The following is an 18,905-nucleotide window of genomic DNA, read 5'->3' on the forward strand; positions in this document are numbered from 1 at the left end:
AAAAGTTTTAATATATTTAAGAAAAAATAATAGATGAACAATAGTAATTCCCGCAGAAACTTTCTTAAGACAGCTGCTTTAGCAAGCTTTGGAGCATTGGTTTTACCCAATTCTTTATTTGCTTATTCAAATGATTTTAAAACAGATAAAAAAGTCCGCGTCGGTTTTATCGGCGTAGGTCTTCGTGGTCAGGAACATGTAAAATTACTGGCTAAACGTAGTGATGTAGAGATTGTTGCATTTGCAGATCCGGAGAAAAGAATGCTTGCCGCATCTCAAAAAATATTAAAAGACAACAATAAACCGGCTGCTCAGGAATTTTCCAATGGGGAATATGACTATCGAAATCTTTTAAAATTAAAAACAATAGACGCTGTTGTGATTGCTACTCCATGGGAATGGCATCTTACCCAAGGTGTGGAAGCTATGCGCGCTAAAAAAATTGTGGGCATGGAAGTTTCCGGAGCAATAAAGCTTCAGGACTGTTGGGAATTTGTAAAAGTATATGAGGAAACGAAAGTTCCTATCTTTATGATGGAAAACGTTTGTTACCGCAGAGACATTATGGCCATCCTGAATATGGTACGTAAAGGAATGTTCGGGGAGCTGGTACATGGAAGAGGCGGTTATCAGCATGACCTGAGAGGTGTTCTTTTCAATGATGGAGTTAATCCGTACAATTCCGGGGCTGAATTTGGAGAAAAAGGATTCAGTGAAGCAAAATGGAGAACCGAACATTATGTAAAACGTAATGGAGAGCTTTATCCCACCCATGGATTAGGTCCGGTTGCGATGATGATGGATATCAACCGAGGAAATCGCTTAACAAGACTTTCTTCATTCTCATCAAAATCTGTAGGCCTTCATAAATATATTGTTGAGCATCCAAAAGGAGGAGAAAACCATCCCAGCGCTAAAGTAAAATTCAACCAGGGAGATATTGTAACCACACAAATTGCTTGTGCCAATGGAGAAACCATTCTTCTTACTCATGATACAAGTTTACAAAGACCTTATGATCTTGGCTTCAGAGTTCAGGGAACTGAAGGATTATGGCAGGATTTCGGATCGGGAGATTTTACCCAGGGGCATATCTATTTTGAAAAAACAATGAACCATACCCACCGTTGGGACAATACTGAAAAATGGATGAAAGAATATGATCATCCGATGTGGAAGAAGTTTGAAACTACTGCTGCAGGAGCCGGACATGGGGGAATGGACTTCTTTGTGATGAATACTTTCATTGAATGTATCAAACGAAATATAGAATTCCCGATGGATGTATATGATCTTGCCCTATGGTATTCTATAACCCCATTGAGTGAAGAGTCTATTGCCAAAGGCGGTCAGGTAGTTGATATCCCTGATTTTACTAATGGAAAATGGAAAACCCGTAAACCTGTATTTGGAATGACCGATGAGTTCTAAAAAAACATTACTCATACTGGCAGGCGGATTGGGCAGCAGATATAAAGGACTTAAGCAGATAGATGGAATACTTGATAACGGTTCGCCTATTCTTGAGTATTCTATCTTTGATGCTCTGGAGGCCGGTTTCCAAAAAGTAGTTATTATTGTCAACAAACTGATTCCTGAAAGTTATATTGAAAGGCTCAACGGCATTTCAAAAGCTAAAAATTTTGAATTGCTTTGGGTATATCAGGAGATAGACACCATTCCTATTTCACTGGAAGGCTTTGATTATCCTGATCGTGAGAAGCCATGGGGAACTGCTCATGCCGTACTTTGCGCCAAATATTCAATACAGGAACCTTTTGTCATGATCAATGCAGATGATTTCTACGGAAAAGAAGCCTATCAACTGGCTGCTGATGAAATTAATCATCATTATATTTCAGATACACAATTAGGAATGATTGCTTATCCTGTGGGTACAACATTGAGTGGCAACGGTGCCGTAGCAAGAGGAATATGTACGTTGGATGCAGAAAATTATCTGATCAAAGTAGAAGAACAAACTTCTATTCAAAAAATCAATCATTCCATCATTTATGTTGAAAACGGAGAAAATATAAAATTAGATCCCGAAACATTGGTATCCATGAATTTTTTTATTTTCCATCCTCATATTTTTTGTTATCTGGAAGCCTATTTCTATGATTTCATCGAATCTGATCCACTACCCAATCAGGAATTTTACATTCCTTCCGCAGTACAAAAAATGATGAACGAAAACAGAGTAAAAGTAAAAGTGAAAGCATCTCCATCCCGATGGATGGGAGTTACCTATGCTGATGATAAAAAGGAAATTATAGATTTTCTGACTTCAGAGATTAAAAATAACAGATACCCGGAAGATTTATGGAGCTAAATGATATTGTTGCAAAGTTTATTAATACTGATAATTACAACCTCACTCCTATTACTGATGGATTGATCAATACAACCTATCTTTTGGAGAATAAAGATCAAGGGAAAAAGTTTATTCTGCAGAAAATCAACAATCATGTTTTTAAACAGCCGGAAGTGGTCGTTAATAACCATTTAATGATTAATGAAGTTCTCAGGTCAAATAATTATCAATTTGAAATTATAGAACCCATTCCTTCTCTCACTGGCCAAATTCTGGTAAAAGATAAAAATGGTCAGCTATGGCGTATGTTAAGTTTTGTAGAAAACAGCATTACATTCCTTACTGCTCCATCCTTACAGACCGCTTTTGATGCTGCTAAAACCTTCAGTTATTTTCTAAATACAGTAAATACTGAACAACTACCTGCCATTCAAGATTCTCTTCCTAATTTCCTCAATTTTGAGAAGAGGGTTGCAGATTATAAAGACTCACTAAAAAATGCAGCACCTCATTTAAGAGAAAATGCTAAGGTTGAAATAGAAATCACCAACCAGCTTTTGTCGTTGCCTGACCGATGGATTGAAATGGAGAAAAACAATCAGATTCCCAAAAGGATTATTCATGCCGATGTAAAAATCAGTAATATTCTCTTTGATCAGAACCATAACCCTTTAGCTGTGATAGATCTGGATACTATGATGATTTCTACTATTTTGTATGATTTCGGAACCATGATTCAGTCTTACACCAATACAACACAGGAAGATGACGGAACAGCCCAAAACAATTTCAATCCTGAAATGTATAAAGTTGTAAAAGAGGGATTTTTATTTTATCTAAAAGAAAAACTGACGTCTGAAGAATCTGATAGTCTTGATTATGCGGCACAAGTCGCTATTTATATCCAGGAACTTCGCTTTTTAACAGATTACCTTAACGGAAGTACCTACTATTCTATCATGCATCCTGAACACAATCTGGAAAGAACAAAAAACCAGTTAGAACTGTTGAAGGGATTGAGGGAATACTTGAGAAGTAAATGATTTTTAAGCTCTTATCATTTGTACTAAGATTACATACGATATTTAGATTCCTACGGAATGACAAAGTGTGCGGATAAATAAAGTGCTCTGTTTGCCATTCCGTAAGAATCCAGCTTTATCTTCTCACTCTCCGACTCTCAAACCCAAATCCCGAATCACAAAATCTGGCATCTCGTTCAAACTCTCCCATCATCAACAGTCACACTCAATAACCTGAATCTCGCACCCCAAATTCCAAAACTCCTAATTACCTCAAAAACTTAAGAATTCTTTTCCACTCTTCCAGTTTCTTTTCAAAGGAAACGGTATGAAGCGGACTTGTAGAAGGCAATAAAAAAATGGGCAGCTTATAATCTTTCCCGAGTAGTTTCTGTAAGTTCTTGTATGACTTTCCACCGTTGCAGAAAACAGCTTTTATATTCGGATGTTTTTCCAGCAGTTCAGCAATCTGATTGGCTTCTTCGTTTTTGATTTCGGAATCCAGACTTCCTTTTCTCTCACAGGAATCAATGACATCCCAAAGGGCGATATGATGTTTCTTTATCGTTTCAATTCTTTGAGTATAATCATGAGTAAATTCTTCGTGCAGCAATTCAAAAATGATTTTCCAGAATTTATTTTGAGGATGGGCATAATATTGCTGCTTTTCCAATGATTTCACCCCGGGAATTGATCCTAAAATTAGAATATCAGACTGAGAATCAATGATAGGTGGAAATGAAGAAATACGGTTTTGCATATTCAAATATAGAGATTTAAATTATTTTAATCTGGCTGGAAGCCGGGAGCTTGAAGAAGGAAGTTATTGAGGTCTTAAAAAACGGGTTGTCGCCATTTTCATCTTTCTAAACAGTGATATCATTAATTTATAGTAACCTCTATCAATGTTAAGATTAGCAGCTACTTCCAGCTTCCAATAACCTGAATTTAATTCCCTTAAACAACTCAGGTTATTTAGATTTTGGCTAAAGCCATTGGATATTTTTCATAAAAAAAGCGGGCTAAAGCCCGCTCCTATTGATATTTATTTTTATTGATCTTATAAAGTTTCCTTCAGCCAATCAAAGAATTCTCTCTGCCATACCAATCCGTTTTGTGGATGAAGTACCCAGTGGTTTTCGTTCGGGAAGTAAACCAGTTTAGATTTTAATCCTCTTAATTTTGCAGCCTGGAAAGCTTCCTGCCCTTGCTCGTAAGGAACACGGAAATCAATTCCTCCCTGAACAATCATGATTGGTTTGTTCCATTTTTCTACAAAGTTACTTGGGTTGAATTCTGTATAGGCTTTTGGAAGTGGTTTTTCCCATGGAGAACCAAGATCCCAATTCGCAAACCAAAGTTCTTCTGTAGTCAGATACCAGGATTTCATATCAAATAAACCATCATGAGCGATGAATGTTTTGAATCTGTTCTCATGGATTCCGGCTAACATAAATACGCTGTATCCTCCGTAACTAGCTCCTACAGCTGCTACTCTGTCACCATCTACGTAAGGTAAAGTTTTCGCAAAGTCTGTTGCTGCAAGATAATCTCTCATTGGCTGTCCGCCCCAGTCTTTTGAAATCTCTTCGTTCCATTTTGTTCCCCAGCCTGGCATCCCTCTTCTGTTTGGAGCCACTACGATATAATCGTTAGCAGTCATAAGAGCAAAGTTCCATCTTACGCTGAAAAACTGAGTAAGAGCAGACTGCGGTCCACCCTGGCAGTATACCAAAGTAGGATATTTTTTATTTGGGTCAAAGTTCGGTGGATAGTGGAACCACACCCCCATTTCTTTACCGTCTGAAGTTTTCACCATCTTAAGTTCAGATTTCCCCTGAGCTAACTTAGCGTATGTTTCTTTGTTTGCTTCAGTTACCTGCTTCATCTCTCCGTTTTTAACGTTTACAGAGAATAATTCTGTAGCATGGTTTACATCTGTTCTTCCTACTAAAAGTGAAGTTTTATTGTCTGTAAAGATTTCGTTGACGTCAAAATCTCCTTTGGTGATCTGCTGTATTTTTGCTGATTTTGAATCCAAAGCAAAAAGCTGTTTTGTTCCTCTGAATGCTGCTGTGAAGTAGATTGTTTTTGAATCGGCTCCCCAAAGTACATCTCCTGAAACGCTTTCATCCCATCCTGAAGTAAGATTAGTGGTCTTCCCTGACTTCCAGTCTAAGATTTTCACATCATTTTTATCTGCTTCATATCCGTCTCTGGCCATACTCTGCCAGATTAAAGATTTTCCGTCCGGGCTGAACTTAGGGTTTACATCATATCCTTTGTTGGATTCTGTAAGGTTTTTGGTTGTACCAGATGCCAGATCGTAAGCAAAGATATCTGTATTGGTGCTTGTAGAATATTCTTTACCACTTTTAGGTTTTGTAACATATAAAAGCTGTGCAGAATCCGGACTCCAGATAAAGTCTTCAGCACCACCAAAAGGTCTCTGAGGAGAATCCCATGTTTTCCCTTCCAAAAGGTCTTTCGCTCCTTCTACTTTATCGGCTGTATTCACAACAAATACATGGTTATATTTTCCTTCATTGAAATAATCCCAGTGTCTGTGGTTCAGATCTGTGTAAACCTGTGCTGTCGTTTTAGGAGTATCACTGAATTTATCTTTCCCCATCACTTTTTCTACCAATACCTGCTTGCTGAAAGCAATTTTCTTCCCGTCCGGAGAAATTACAACGTTATCAGCTTCACCAATCGTATAAAATTCTGTCCAGGTTTTTCCGGCATCTTTAGAAAGATAGATTTTATCACCTTCCTGCGCATAAATTCCGTTTTTATCCCATTGAATAAGGGCTTTTTTACCGAAATCAATTTTAGAAGACTGATGATTAAGAACATTCAGAAAATAGTTCTCATTTTTCGTTTTCTCTGTTTTCAGGTCTACCTGTCCTACTTTGTAGATAAGGGAACCCTGATCTGGTGAAACTGCCTGTACCCCAACTTTTTTCAAAGTCCAAAGAATTTCAGGCGTCATTACTTGTTGTGCATTCATTAAAAGCGGAGCTGCCAAAGCCAGCAGGCTGTACTTAAGTTTCATATGTTGATATTCATTTTTAACGGATGTACAAAATCAGCTGATTTCCTACATCCTTTTATTAAATTCAAAGATTGCCAAAGTTAATATTTAAAATAAAAACGGACTAAAGAATTAACATTTAAGTTTCCTAAAATTGAAAAATAAATAATTTATTTACTAGTGAATTTCACTAATTTTATAAAAACTAAACTAATACCCATTTAATATGAAAAAATTTATACTTTTTTCTTCACTTTGTGTGTCTTCATTCTTTTTTTCACAGCTTACGATGAGTCCTTTTCCCAATCATTATTATAATCCTTATCAGGTCACTATTAATGGAAACGGGACTATTTATTATACGACTGACGGAAGCACTCCGACGATTAGTTCTTCCTCTGCCGTAAATAATGTGCAGATTTCTATTGATCAGAATAAAGAGATCAAGGCATTTCTTGTTAACGGACAAGGAAGTTCTTCTCCTGTAATCAGTAAAAAGTATTACACTGGAAATATTCCTACAGCTGCTATTTATTTTAAAATCCCTTCTACATGGACTTCAGGAAGCTGCGTAATGATTGACATGGTTAGTCCCAATTCTATAGACGGATTTGCAATGGATACATTCTGGCCCGGAGTTGTCATGCAACCTACAGGATGTGAATCATGGTATAAAACTACAAAAGATTTTGAAAGTGCCAATGTCCGTTTTAATAATTGCACTCTATTTGAGAATATTCCTGCCACCATCAGCACTAATCTGATTCCGATGGGAAGTACTTTGTATTATGATTTTACGGATGGTGTAATAACAACTCCGCCTTCATGCTTATTTCTAACGACTAATGAATCGATATCTAAAAATAACAACGTTTTAATCAAAGTTTATCCGAATCCTGTTTCAGATATTTTAAAACTAAATACTGACCGGAACTTCAAAGAATATGAGATTATAGATATGACCGGAAAGACTGTTGTAAAGGATCCGTTTGTAAAAGAAATTACCGTTAATCAGCTTAGTTCGGGATCTTATTTTCTAAGACTTAAAGATTCGAAAGAAGACCTCGTGTTATTGAAGTTCATTAAAAAATAAAAAAATCCGCTCGTTGAGCGGATTTTTTATTTTGATCTTTTATGATTTTAATTAATCTCCATCTGAGAACATTGAGTTCGCAAGAGAAGTTACGATTGACAATAATATACTGAAGATAAATGCCCACCAGAAACCATCTACAACCATGCTGTCTATGAAATAGTCTGCAATCAGGATAATTCCGGCATTGATTACCAAGGCAAAGAATCCTAAGGTAAGGATCGTTAACGGAAGGCCGAACAGACTTAAAATAGGCTTTACAAATATATTAAGAACCCCAAGCACAATAGCAAAGATAATGGCTGAAGAAAACCCTTCAAAATGTACTCCCGGCAAGATTTTAGTTAAAAGATAAGCTACAATTGCCGTAATAAATAGTCGGATAATTAAGTTCATTGTGATATTTTTTAATGTTTATGGGGTTTGTCGAGCAAAAGCCATTCCATTCCGGAAAAAATAATGCTTTGAAACCCTTTATTGAAGGAATATTTTGTCTTTTATTTCCCGTAACGTCTTATTTTATTTTCATCATGGTGACTAATGAGGTCGCTACATGACTTTCCGAGTCCGAACCTTCAGTCTGAACATAAATTTCCGTTCTCACGACAACAATTTTACCTCCACCTTTGATAACATAGGATTTTGAAACCAAAGCATCCCCCATTGCCGGACGAAGATAATTCACTTTCAATTCAACGGTTACTACATAACAGTCTTCCGGATAATGGCTCACAGCAGCATATCCTGAAGAAACATCCACCAGAGAGGCGATCATCGCTCCGTTAAACATTCCTGCTTTTCTGGTCATCATTTCCATTTTAGGGATTTTCATGGATATAAAATCGGTTTCTACTCCCAGCAGTTCTGCTTTATAGAATTTCAAGGTTTCCGAACGGTTGAAGCTGTCTGTGATGAGTTTTCTTTTCTCTGGTGTCATTACTTTTGAATTTGAATGTAAAGGTAGAAATTGATTTAAAGATTAAAGAATATAAAGATTAAAAATTTCCAGTGTCAGGAAGCTTTGAGGGAACTGATATAAACTTATGCTGCTCTTTGATCTCTATATGAATATTTAAACCTTATAGGTATTGAAAACCTGTAACGTTTTGTTGTGTGTCGTTTTATTCAGCAATAATCAAAATTTTTCAGTTCAAAAGGTTAGATTTGCAGGAAAGCTTTATGATGGGTTTAAAAAGGTTTTTACAACTTTTAGGTTTACTGGCAGGATTCTGTTTTCAGGCACAAACGCTGCATTTGTATGGCGGTGCAGATCAGGATCAGTATCTGGGATGCCTAAACTGTGATAATTTTGATAAAAATTCGATCTGGAACAAGTTCAGCGATTACGGAAATGTCTTCAGTTCAAAATCCATCTGGAATACATATGGAAATTATGGGAGTACGTACAGCGCCTATTCTCCATGGAATTCCTATGCTTCTTATCCTCCGGCAATTCTGGATCAGGACGGAAACTTCTTTGGATTTCTTACTTTGAATCCTTATAAATCGGATAGATCAGAACTGGAACTGGCAGTTATTTTATGTAAGCATCATGAAGAAATTAAAAGTGATGTTGGAGGCTGGTACGAGAGGTTGTTCCGGTAACCTATGAATTCTCACTTCTTCTCCTGGAATATTTATATAAAAAACTGTGAAAACATAAGGCTGGATTCCTACGGAATGACAAATACAATGCTTAGTTTATCCGTATAGTTTGTCATTCCGTAGGAATCTCTGTATAAATGAAAAGCCGGAAGATTGTTGGAAAACGCAAAGGCGCAAGTTGTTTTCCAAATTGTATGTTTTTAAGGCGCAAAGATTTTATCTCCGATAAAATGTGATCATGTCTAAAATTGTATCATCTATCGGTGTAGAGAGTTCTAGCCATCATTTCATTATCCTTGAAGAGGAAGCTCATATAAATAGCGTATATCAAAAGCTATTGTGTTTGACTGGCAGTCAAAAGGTTGCGGTTTCGAATCCCGTATTCTCCACTCAACAATGAATGCTATTTAACCTGATTTTTCTGAATCGTGAATTAAGATGGTTGGATAATGTTTAGGTGAGACTTACTATTGATTAACCAAGTTGCACCTGAAAATCATCACTCAAAGTTAAAACACCTTCTGCAAGGTTTTCCGGATGTGTGGTAAAGCCTTTCAATTTTGAGGTTTTTCCTTTTAATACAAGGTCTAAAAGCTGTTTATCGGATAATTTTTTACCGAAAATTTCAAAGGTAATTTTGAATCCGCAGTTTTTAAAATCAGAACATCCTACTGCTGTTTTTCCTTTGATCAGGTTGTGTCCTTTGCATTTCGGGCATTTCGTTTCTTCCCAGGACTGAAGTTCTTTTTTCTGTGCAGGTTCTCTTTTTTTCTTTTCCTTTACTTCTTCTTTCTCTTCTTCCTGAAGGGTAATTACTTTTCCTTTTCCGTACACTACTTTCTCAGTAAGTTCGGTAACCATCTGAATCAGTTCTTCTTTGAAAAGGTTGGCTTCATACTCTCCTTTTTCAATTTTACGAAGTTTGGATTCCCATTCACCAGTTAGTTCCGGACTTTTTAACAGCTCGTCTTCGATGGTATCAATCAACTGAATTCCGGTTTGGGTAGCGATGAGGTTTTTCCTTTTCTTCTCGATGTATTTTCTTTTGAAAAGGGTTTCAATGATGTTGGCACGGGTAGATGGTCTTCCGATTCCGTTGTTCTTCAGCATTTCACGCAACTCTTCATCTTCTACCTGTTTTCCGGCAGTTTCCATGGCTCTCAGCAAGGTTGCTTCGGTATAAGGTTTTGGAGGTGTTGTTTTTCCCTGGTGAATCATAGGATCATGTGGTCCGGTTTCTCCTACAGTAAATTCAGGGATGGTTTGTTCTTCCTCTTTTTCTTTGTCTTTATCTGCAGCTTCTTCTTTAGGCTCTTTGGCATAAACGGCTCTCCATCCTGCTTCAAGCACCTGTCTTCCACTAGTTTTGAAAGGAATCGTTCCTACTTTTCCTTCCACCAATGTATTTGAAATTTTACATTCCGGATAGAAAACGGCAATGAAACGTTTGGCAATCAGATCATAAATCAGTTTTTCTTCCCTGCTCAGATTTTGAGAAGGTGGAATTTCCGTAGGAATGATCGCATGGTGATCGGTTACTTTTGTATCGTCGAAAACAGCCTTTGATTTTGGAATCGGAGCTTCCAGTAACGGAGCAATCAGCTCCTGATAAGGATACATTTTCTGAAGAATACCTGTTATTTTCGGATATAAACTCTCGGATAGATAGGTGGTATCAACACGCGGATAGGTTACATGCTTCTTTTCATAAAGACTTTGGATATAATTCAGTGTATTTTCTGCTGAATAACCGTATTTTTTATTGGCTTCTACCTGAAGTCCGGTCAGGTCGAAAAGTCGTGGATTTTTTTCTTTCCCTTCTTTAATTTCGAAAGAAACGATCTCAAATGGATTGACTTTAAGATATTCCAATCCTTTTTCAGCTCGTTCCAGTGTTTTTAAACGGTCAATCGCTGCATTGAAAAGAACGTCACGATATTTGGTTTTCAGTTCCCAATACTCTTCTGTGGTAAAGGCATCAATTTCTTTCTGACGCTGCACCAGCATGGCCAATGTGGGAGTTTGCACCCTTCCAATGGAAAGAACGGCTTTATTTCCCCCAAATTTTTTCGTAAAAAGTCTGGTCGCATTGATTCCCAATAGCCAGTCTCCGATAGCTCTGGCATTTCCGGCCAGATACAGATTTTTATAATCTTCCGCAGGTTTTAAGCTGGCAAACCCTTCTTTAATAGCATCTTCCGTCAATGAAGATATCCATAAACGCTGGATGGGTTTGTTACATTTCGCTTTCTGCAATACCCAACGCTGGATGAGTTCTCCCTCCTGCCCGGCATCCCCGCAGTTGATGACCTCATCACATTCTTCGACCAATTTTTCAATGACTTTAAACTGATTTTCAACGCCTTTATTCGGGATCAGCTTGATTCCAAAACTGTTGGGAATAATCGGCAGTGAAAAAAGGTTCCAGGATTTGAACTGTGGACCGTAGTCATGAGGTTCTTTCAGGGTACAAAGGTGTCCGAACGTCCATGTCACGCAATAGCCGTTTCCTTCCATATAGCCTTGTTTAGGCGTGGTAGCGCCCAATACTTTGGCGATATCTCTGGCAACACTGGGTTTCTCGGCAATACATAATTTCATGAACTCGGGTTTATTGAAGGAGTGCAAAAATCGGGATTTTTTTTGACTTTAGCTAATCCATACAAATTCCAACATAATATGTTTTTTCTAATAACTAAATTTAATCTAATAATTTTTACATTCAAATCTTAGGGCAATTGATTATTCAAATAAGTATTAGGTATTTTCAATATAAGACAAACATTAATCTTGAAACTCAAATAATGGATCATTCTCTTTTCCACTTTCTTTTTTTAAACTTCTTTTAAATTCTTCAACATCTTCTAGAATAGTATTATCAAATAGCATTTCATTATTCAAATTATGAATCATTCTATAATCAGTAAAAAAATTATTTACTTTACTTTTATCATTCTGTTCCCATTTTTCACCAAACCCTGCTTTCCAATTATAAAATAATAGTGCCTGTTCAAAATTGGATAATTGTGCTCTTAAAATTCTAAGATATTTTCTTTTCTCCTTATAACTTATAATCTTTTCATCTTCATCAGCCACAAACTTCACTGTCAAATATAAGTGTCGATAAATATGAGCTAAATAATTTGAATGACCAGAACAGTATGATATATTCATGGGCTTATTTTGAGTAAAAAATAAATAAATATTATCATCTGCAGTAATTGTTCCTTCTATATCTAGACCGTTTTTATATTGACAATTTAATTGATTTTGTTTTGATCTAATACCAAAGAAAAATATTAAATAAGATTTTTTTAAAATACTATTATTATCTAAATTATCTCGAGATAACCTCTCTATATGTTTATATATGTGTTTTAATTCTGAATACAATTCCTCAAATGCTCTTCTACCCGTAAAAGTTTTATCATTTTCCTCAATATATTTTACTTCATTAACATTTTCCTTATGTAGTTTTAACATCTCATAAAACTGACTTTCAAATTTTTGAATTATAAATTGATTTTTAATCTCATCATTTGCTAATTTTTGCATATAAAAAGCAAGAAAAGTAAAAATTACACCAGCTATACCAACAAAAGGTCCCATTGTTCCACCAATTGTATCACCTATCTCATTAGGATTTAATTCTTTTCCACTTAAAATATTTGTTAAGAAGTACGGAGAAAATAAAGAAATAAATATAAATGAGATTCCTAACAAAACTCCAATAAAGGTCCAGTTTTTCTTAATTGATTCATTTACATTTTCAACCAAACCTTTAATATTTAAAATTATTAATAGAATGATGATTAAAATTAATATTAGAAAAATTAATATTAGATTATTTATGTTCATAATTTGAAAAAATACAAGCTTAAAATATTTATTTATAAAAAAGTATATCTAAAACTGTAATAGATTTTATAGTTATTAGTTTGACAAAGATAATTAATAAATAGACTAAAAAGCCCCCTTAAAAAAGGAGGCTAAATTAACAATGTAATGAAACTAGGTTCATTATTTCTTTTTTACTTCTGAAATGGCATCAGCAATTCCTCCACCTGCGGTTTCAAAGAAGGCTGGACCAGCCAGAAGATATACTTTTTCTAATTTTTTGATGGTGGATAATTTGTGTTCTTTCAGGTAATTTTCTGAACGGTTGGCATGTACAATTCCTCTTACTACGTTTCCGGCTACCAAAGCGGTTGGAGAGTCTATTCCAGCATCTTTCAGATCGCTGGCAAAGGCAAAATTGGTAACACCTAATCTCATCGCTTCGCGGGCAGCTACTTCTCCTACGGAAGTCATTAAATCAGGAGTGAATTTGTTGCGGTCGCCTAAGCCAATCAATAATAATTTCTTTGCAGACATCGATCCTGCAGGTGGTGTAATTAAAAGGGTTTCCAAAGAATGTCCCTGAAACTGTCCTGCCTTTCTGATATTGGTTAATTCTCCTTTTAAAGCTTCATCCAGATGAACCAGTCCGTTCAATTTAGCAGGTAAGGCCTGAGCATTGAAGATGTCTCCTTCTGTATATTCGAAAACACAGGCTACCTGAAGCTGGGCATCTGCTGAAGAAGGTCCCTGTACCAATCCTACCATGGAGATACCGTCTACAGTTCCCCAGGTTTTGGATGTTCCGATGGCTGTTGTTTTTGCAGGTGTTGCAGTGGTTGTTTGTGCAAAATTTAATGTTGAGAATGCTAATGTTGCAATTACCAGTGATTGTTTTACTGTATTTTTCATGAGATTTTTTTGTTGTTAGTTGCTGGTTATTTTTGTTGCTGGTTGTGTGTGTTTTTGTTGGATAATGCAAAGGCGCTAAGTTTTTGCTGTTGTTTTATTTTTTAAGGCGCAAGTCGCTTTGCTCCGGCTATTTTTGCTTTTTCAAAGGTAGTTTCTGTGATGGAAAAGTACATTGATCTGGAATAATTTGTTGAGAGGTGCGGGTTGCGAGTGTTTTGTTGGATAACGCAAAGGCGCTAAGTTTTTGCTGATGTTTTATTTTTTAAGGCGCAAGTCGCTTCGCTCCGGCTATTTTTGTTTTTTCAAAGGTAGTTTCTGTGATGTAGAGGTGCATTGATGTGGGATAGTTTTTTGAGAAATGCGGGTTTTAATGTTTGTTTGTTGGGATAACGCAAAGGCACTAAGTTTTTGCTGTTGTTTTATTTTTTTAAGGCGCAAGTCGCTTTGCTCCGGCTATTTTTTGCTTTTTCAAAGGTAGTTTTTGGGATGGAAAGGTACATTGATGTGGGATAATTGTTCAATTAACTTTCAAATTCCCTATATTTTTTTAAAACTTAAATACAATTCTGGAGTTGATAAAGAGTCCGTCTTTGTGGTTATCGATGACATCGTTGATGAAAGCTCCGGTATTGAAATATTGTATTCCTGTATTAAAGGTTAAAAATGAATTGATTTTATAATTAAAACTTCCCAAGAAAGCCGTTCCGATGTATTTCTTTTTTGAGTTTGAAGATGGTAGGTTTAATGTTCCGCTGGGCCTGTAAATTCCATCCTGGGTAGAATATCTCCAGTTGAAAACTACGTCTGCCTGCACCGTTATTTTTTTACCTAAATCAATCGTTGCATAGGGATGAATATCAATTAAATTCACCGGACCTATCTGAGGATTAAATCCAAAATATCCACCTTTCGGATACAGAGGATTGAATGTCCCTAATGTTCCGTCTCCTTTATTGCTGTCGCCTGAAATATAATCGTTTCTAAGATTGATGGTGGGTTTTCCTTTTACATTTTCAAACATATATCCGATATCTGCAGAAGCTGTCCATGCGCTGATATTTCCTTTATTAAAATTGCCAAACTGATAGGCTGCTTCAAAGTTGTAGATAAAGCCACCGCCATATTTCCAGAATCTTCCGCCAAAAGTATGTCTGTTTTCGTCTGAAAGTCCGTCTTCAAAGCGTACATCCTTTCTGTGGATCCCCAGATAATAGAGCTCCAGATTTCCGCTTTTGGGAATAATCCATGTGTTGTAACTTCCCCAAAGGTTGACTGATTTCGAAGATTTGTTATCCAACGCTCCCGGACTTATTTCACTGGCAGCCATCATAAAGGCATCCGATCTGAAATTTCCTCTTTTGTACATGAATTTTAATCCATCAAAATAGAGTCTTAAATTCGGACCTTCTCTTACGGAGATCAGTCTTCCGCTTCCATAGTCCAATTCCTGTCTTCCTGCACGTACGGTCAGTTTTTCTTTATCATTTTTCAGGATATCGACATCAATGAAGAGGTTCTGAATATTCAGATGGTCTTCATCAATCGGTCTTGGTCCATTTTTCCTTCCATTTTCCCATGCACTTCTCACCTGCCCGAAAATTCTTACCCGTGAGCCCAGATGCAGATCTGCATGTATCGTGTATCTTTGAATCAGAAAAGGATTGCTTCCAATATCCATTCTTCCCCAATCTTCATTATTAAAGTCTACAAATTCAAGTCTGGCTTCTCCTCCCAATGACAGATATTTGTTATTGTTTTCTGCAATCGGGATGTATTTTATGGAGTTATAAAAAGTTTTTGCGGAGTCTTTGTATGCCACATACTCTTCATCAAACCTCATCAGCTTAAACTGAGCTAAGAGCTGAATTGGAATAAAAATCTGCAACAACAGTACAATGACAATCAGTTTTTTCATAATGATTTCTTTGTTAAATAATGATCCAAAGAATATTTCCCAGCACCCATAAACAGTAGAAAAAGGTAACATAAACTGTACATAAAGGGAGTGTCTTTCACCAATAATGCATCATTCCAATGGAGAATAAAATATCCTGTAAGAGTCACAGCCAAGATCGGCAATACGGCAATTCTTGTGAGAAACCCGAAGATTACAAATACCGGAAATACGAGATTGGCAGCATCCGCAAAAAGACTGTTGAATGCTTCAGGAAGGTGCAACGGGTTCGGAACCTGCTCGGCTTCTGAAACGCCTACTCCTATTTTTTTTAAGCCGTGGGCTACGATTAATTCTACGGAAAGTAAAACTCTGAACACTAAAAGTGCAATATTGATTAGTTTCTCTCCCGGATTGGTGTTTGTGATAATATGAATTAACTTTTTCATGATTGGAATGAATTTTAAGCTGATTTTTGTTTTTTAGCCGCAGATTGTACAGATTGACACAGCTCATTGGTGGCATTTAATATTGTTAATGACTTTGCGTGTAAGACCACCCCGTCAAAAATTCTTTGAATTTTCGCCACCCCTCCAAAGGAGGGGAATTTTTGTACTTTTGATCAACTATTGGTTATTGGGTTTGATAGCCTCCGTAATATTTTACGGGTGACCATTCCGGAATGACAGGAAGCGGTGCTGGAGCTGCTGTTTTGTAGGTTTCATCTCCGTAAACTACTTTCCCATCTACGATTGTCAGTTTTGAAGTGATGTTTTTGATTTCTTCATCCTTAACCTCAAAATAGTCTTTATCCAAAATGGTAAGGTCTGCAAAATATCCCTTTTGTATTTTTCCTTTCTGATAGTCTTTTATTAATTCATAACCTCCATAAGTAGAAAGGGATAGGGCTGTTTTTCTGTCCAGCGTATTTTCTTTTCCCATCACCTGAGTTCCTCCGATGGTTTTTCCTGTGGTGATCCAGTATAAAGCAACCCATGGATTGTAACTTGCTACTCTTGTTCCATCAGTTCCCAATCCTACAGGAATTCCCATTTCAAGCATTTTTTTCACGGGAGGAGAAGCTAAAGCCGGCTTTTTACCATATCTGTGGATGAAACTTTCTCCCTGATATGCCATTCTGTGCTGTACTGCAATTCCTCCACCCAAAGTTTTTATTCTTTTCATATTGTCTTCAGTAACGGTTTCTGCGTGATCAATAAACCAGACTAATCCGTTCAAAGGATTTTCTTTGTTGACTTCCTCAATGACATTTAAAAATCTTGTGATACTTTCATTATAGGTAGCATGAATTCTGAAAGGCCATTTATTTTTTACCAGAAGACTTACAACCTCTTTCATATTTTTCTCCATGGTAGCGGGAAGTTCTGGTCTTGGAAAAAGAAAGTTTTCAAAATCGGCACCATCAGAAACCAGGTTTTCACCACCTCCGTTCACATGGTAATCTATTTCATTAAAATCATTGTGGCCATGATCATCAATCTCTACCATTCCTATCCATTTGGTATAATCTGCAAGCTCAGAACCTTTCTTTTGAGCAAATAAATAGTAAGGTAAGCGAACGGTAATTTTTCCTTCTTTGTTCAGCTGATCTGTTGTTCCATAATCGTCAGGGAAATTTTGGAATCCTCCTCCTGCATCCATTACAGCCGTTATCCCTAATCTGTTCAGTTCCGTCATATACTGGAGGGTTGAGTTTATTTTTTCTTCTTCTTTCAACTCCGGTAATTTGGCCAATGTTGAATAAAGGATGAATGCGTTAGGCTCTGCAACCAATAATCCTGTGGGAACTCCATTATTGTCTTTTTCAATAAGTCCCTGTGCCGGATTTGGAGTATCTCCGTTGATATTCAGTTCTTGTAATCCTGCTTTGTTTAGCCATGCTTTTCCATAAAGATACATGATGAATGTGGGAACATTTCCTGTGGCCTCATTAATTTCAGCCAGTGTGGGAAGTCTTTTTTCTTCAAACTGATATTCATTCCAGCCTCCGATGACCCTTACCCATTGTCCTTTCGGTGTTCTCTGAGCTTGTTCTTTCAACATTTCCAAAGCTCTTTTTAAAGATTTCACGCCATCCCAACGAAGTTCTGTATTGTAAAATCTTCCTCCACGGATCACATGCAAATGGCTGTCAAACAAACCGGGAATCACTCTGTTTCCTTTGGCATCAATGACTTTTGTATTACTGTTTTTTAATTTTAAAATCTGGGCATTGGTTCCTGCCTGTAAGATTTTATGGTCTTTGATGGCGACAGCCTGTACTTCAGGATTTTTATCATCCATTGTGGTAATCTTCCCGTTGGTGATAATCATGTCTGCTTTCTGAGCATTCAGGAGTCCTGCTGCCAAAACTGTGGAAAGAGTAAGTATATTCAGTAGTTTCATTATTTCAATATTTAAGGTTGAAGGTTTCGGCAGGCTTTCAGCCTGCCGAAACAGATCATTAATGTTTTAACATTTCCTGAGCATACTGAATTCCTATACCGTAAGCTCCTCCGTGTTTTTTCATCAGATCATTAACTGGTTTGTACGTTTCTTTTCTTGCCCAGTCTCTCTGCAGTTCCAACACATACTGAACAGAAGTAATTGGGTGTGCTCCTGCCTGAACCATACGGGTGATTGACTGATCGTGAGCTTCTTTGGAGATATCTCCTGAAGCATCTGTTACCACATATACATCATACCCTTCATCAATAGCTGATAATACAGGGCCTACGATACATACACTTGTCCATAATCCTGCAAAAACCAGTTTCTTTTTATTTTTCCCTGTGATGGCTTTGTGAGCATTAGTGTCTTCCCAGGTATTCATTGTGGTTCTGTCTACATATCCGCTTGTTACTTCAGGATATACTTCTGAAATTTCAGGGAAAACAGGTCCGCTGAATGATTTTTCTGCCACTGTCGTTACCACTGTAGGAACATTGAATATTTTTGATCCTCCTGCTACCAATGCCACATTATTTCTTAATTCTTCCATGCTGATGCTTTTTGTAGCGAAAGCCATTTGTCCTTCGTGGTCTATAAGCACTACTGCGTGATTAGTAGGGTTTAATAATGATTTTCCAGGGTTTTGAGCTGATGCAGTTAATGATAATAAACCAGCTGCAAATGATAGGATTAATTTTTTCATAATTATTTAAAATTTAAGGGTTGTTATTTCTGTTGGA

16 protein-coding genes are annotated in these 18,905 nt (G+C 36.8%); 5 read left to right on the forward strand and 11 right to left on the reverse strand.

Annotated elements, in window-relative coordinates:
* Positions 1 to 33 precede the first annotated feature (33 nt).
* From BUE84_RS15270 to BUE84_RS15280, 3 genes are read left to right on the forward strand one after another with little or no spacing between them, the layout of a single operon-like run.
* On the forward strand, positions 34 to 1,431 hold the full coding sequence (locus BUE84_RS15270; RefSeq protein ID WP_079242409.1) for a Gfo/Idh/MocA family protein: 1,398 nt from the start codon (positions 34 to 36) through the stop codon (positions 1,429 to 1,431).
* Positions 1,421 to 2,335, forward strand: a complete 915-nt coding sequence (locus BUE84_RS15275) for a sugar phosphate nucleotidyltransferase (protein WP_079242410.1) — start codon at positions 1,421 to 1,423, stop codon at positions 2,333 to 2,335. The genes BUE84_RS15270 and BUE84_RS15275 overlap by 11 nt, the downstream gene beginning before the upstream one ends.
* Complete coding sequence (locus BUE84_RS15280) at positions 2,326 to 3,360, forward strand: phosphotransferase enzyme family protein (protein WP_079242411.1); 1,035 nt, start codon at positions 2,326 to 2,328, stop codon at positions 3,358 to 3,360. Before BUE84_RS15275 ends, BUE84_RS15280 begins: the two co-directional genes overlap by 10 nt.
* Positions 3,361 to 3,607: 247 nt before the next feature.
* Here the strand turns inward: BUE84_RS15280 and BUE84_RS15285 are convergent, their stop codons facing one another.
* Together BUE84_RS15285 and BUE84_RS15290 are read right to left on the reverse strand one after the other, a co-directional pair.
* Complete coding sequence (locus tag BUE84_RS15285; protein ID WP_079242412.1) at positions 3,608 to 4,099, reverse strand: DNA-deoxyinosine glycosylase; 492 nt, start codon at positions 4,097 to 4,099, stop codon at positions 3,608 to 3,610.
* Positions 4,100 to 4,399: 300 nt separating this feature from the next.
* Positions 4,400 to 6,394 carry a S9 family peptidase gene (locus BUE84_RS15290; protein WP_079242413.1) on the reverse strand — a complete coding sequence of 665 codons (1,995 nt, stop codon included), beginning with the start codon at positions 6,392 to 6,394 and terminating at the stop codon, positions 4,400 to 4,402.
* A 205-nt stretch (positions 6,395 to 6,599) separates the two neighbouring features.
* Between BUE84_RS15290 and BUE84_RS15295 the strand changes: the two genes are divergently transcribed.
* Entirely contained in the window at positions 6,600 to 7,466 is an 867-nt protein-coding gene (locus tag BUE84_RS15295; RefSeq protein ID WP_079242414.1) for a chitobiase/beta-hexosaminidase C-terminal domain-containing protein, read from the forward strand.
* Positions 7,467 to 7,517: 51 nt separating this feature from the next.
* Here the strand turns inward: BUE84_RS15295 and BUE84_RS15300 are convergent, their stop codons facing one another.
* Both BUE84_RS15300 and BUE84_RS15305 read right to left on the reverse strand, forming a co-directional pair.
* Entirely contained in the window at positions 7,518 to 7,862 is a 345-nt protein-coding gene (locus BUE84_RS15300) for a phage holin family protein (protein ID WP_047388083.1), read from the reverse strand.
* A gap of 118 nt (positions 7,863 to 7,980) precedes the next feature.
* Positions 7,981 to 8,403, reverse strand: coding sequence for a PaaI family thioesterase (locus BUE84_RS15305; protein ID WP_079242415.1), 423 nt, complete (start codon positions 8,401 to 8,403; stop codon positions 7,981 to 7,983).
* 242 nt (positions 8,404 to 8,645) lie between these two features.
* On the opposite strand from BUE84_RS15305, the gene BUE84_RS15310 reads away from it, so the two are divergent.
* Positions 8,646 to 9,071 (forward strand): hypothetical protein, encoded by a 426-nt coding sequence (locus tag BUE84_RS15310; protein ID WP_202971500.1) that lies wholly within the window; start codon positions 8,646 to 8,648, stop codon positions 9,069 to 9,071.
* A 474-nt stretch (positions 9,072 to 9,545) separates the two neighbouring features.
* On the opposite strand, the gene BUE84_RS15315 is transcribed toward BUE84_RS15310, so the two are convergent.
* From BUE84_RS15315 to BUE84_RS15345, 7 genes are all read right to left on the reverse strand, one after another.
* Positions 9,546 to 11,672, reverse strand: a complete 2,127-nt coding sequence (locus BUE84_RS15315) for a type IA DNA topoisomerase (protein ID WP_079242416.1) — start codon at positions 11,670 to 11,672, stop codon at positions 9,546 to 9,548.
* Between the two features lie 183 nt (positions 11,673 to 11,855).
* Positions 11,856 to 12,929, reverse strand: coding sequence for a putative phage abortive infection protein (locus BUE84_RS15320; protein WP_079242417.1), 1,074 nt, complete (start codon positions 12,927 to 12,929; stop codon positions 11,856 to 11,858).
* 162 nt (positions 12,930 to 13,091) lie between these two features.
* Positions 13,092 to 13,820, reverse strand: coding sequence for a M17 family peptidase N-terminal domain-containing protein (locus tag BUE84_RS15325; protein ID WP_079242418.1), 729 nt, complete (start codon positions 13,818 to 13,820; stop codon positions 13,092 to 13,094).
* Positions 13,821 to 14,367: 547 nt separating this feature from the next.
* Positions 14,368 to 15,735, reverse strand: a complete 1,368-nt coding sequence (locus tag BUE84_RS15330; protein ID WP_079242419.1) for an alginate export family protein — start codon at positions 15,733 to 15,735, stop codon at positions 14,368 to 14,370.
* Positions 15,732 to 16,163, reverse strand: coding sequence for a DoxX family protein (locus BUE84_RS15335; protein WP_079242420.1), 432 nt, complete (start codon positions 16,161 to 16,163; stop codon positions 15,732 to 15,734). The genes BUE84_RS15330 and BUE84_RS15335 overlap by 4 nt, the downstream gene beginning before the upstream one ends.
* Before the next feature lie 184 nt (positions 16,164 to 16,347).
* The gene (locus tag BUE84_RS15340) at positions 16,348 to 18,120 is read right to left on the reverse strand and encodes an amidohydrolase (protein WP_099049850.1); all 1,773 of its coding nucleotides are present in this window, start codon (positions 18,118 to 18,120) and stop codon (positions 16,348 to 16,350) included.
* 58 nt (positions 18,121 to 18,178) lie between these two features.
* Entirely contained in the window at positions 18,179 to 18,868 is a 690-nt protein-coding gene (locus tag BUE84_RS15345) for a hydrolase (protein WP_079242422.1), read from the reverse strand.
* Positions 18,869 to 18,905 lie beyond the last annotated feature (37 nt).

Origin of the sequence: Chryseobacterium indologenes (genome assembly GCF_002025665.1) — a bacterium.
Lineage (GTDB): Bacteria > Bacteroidota > Bacteroidia > Flavobacteriales > Weeksellaceae > Chryseobacterium > Chryseobacterium metallicongregator.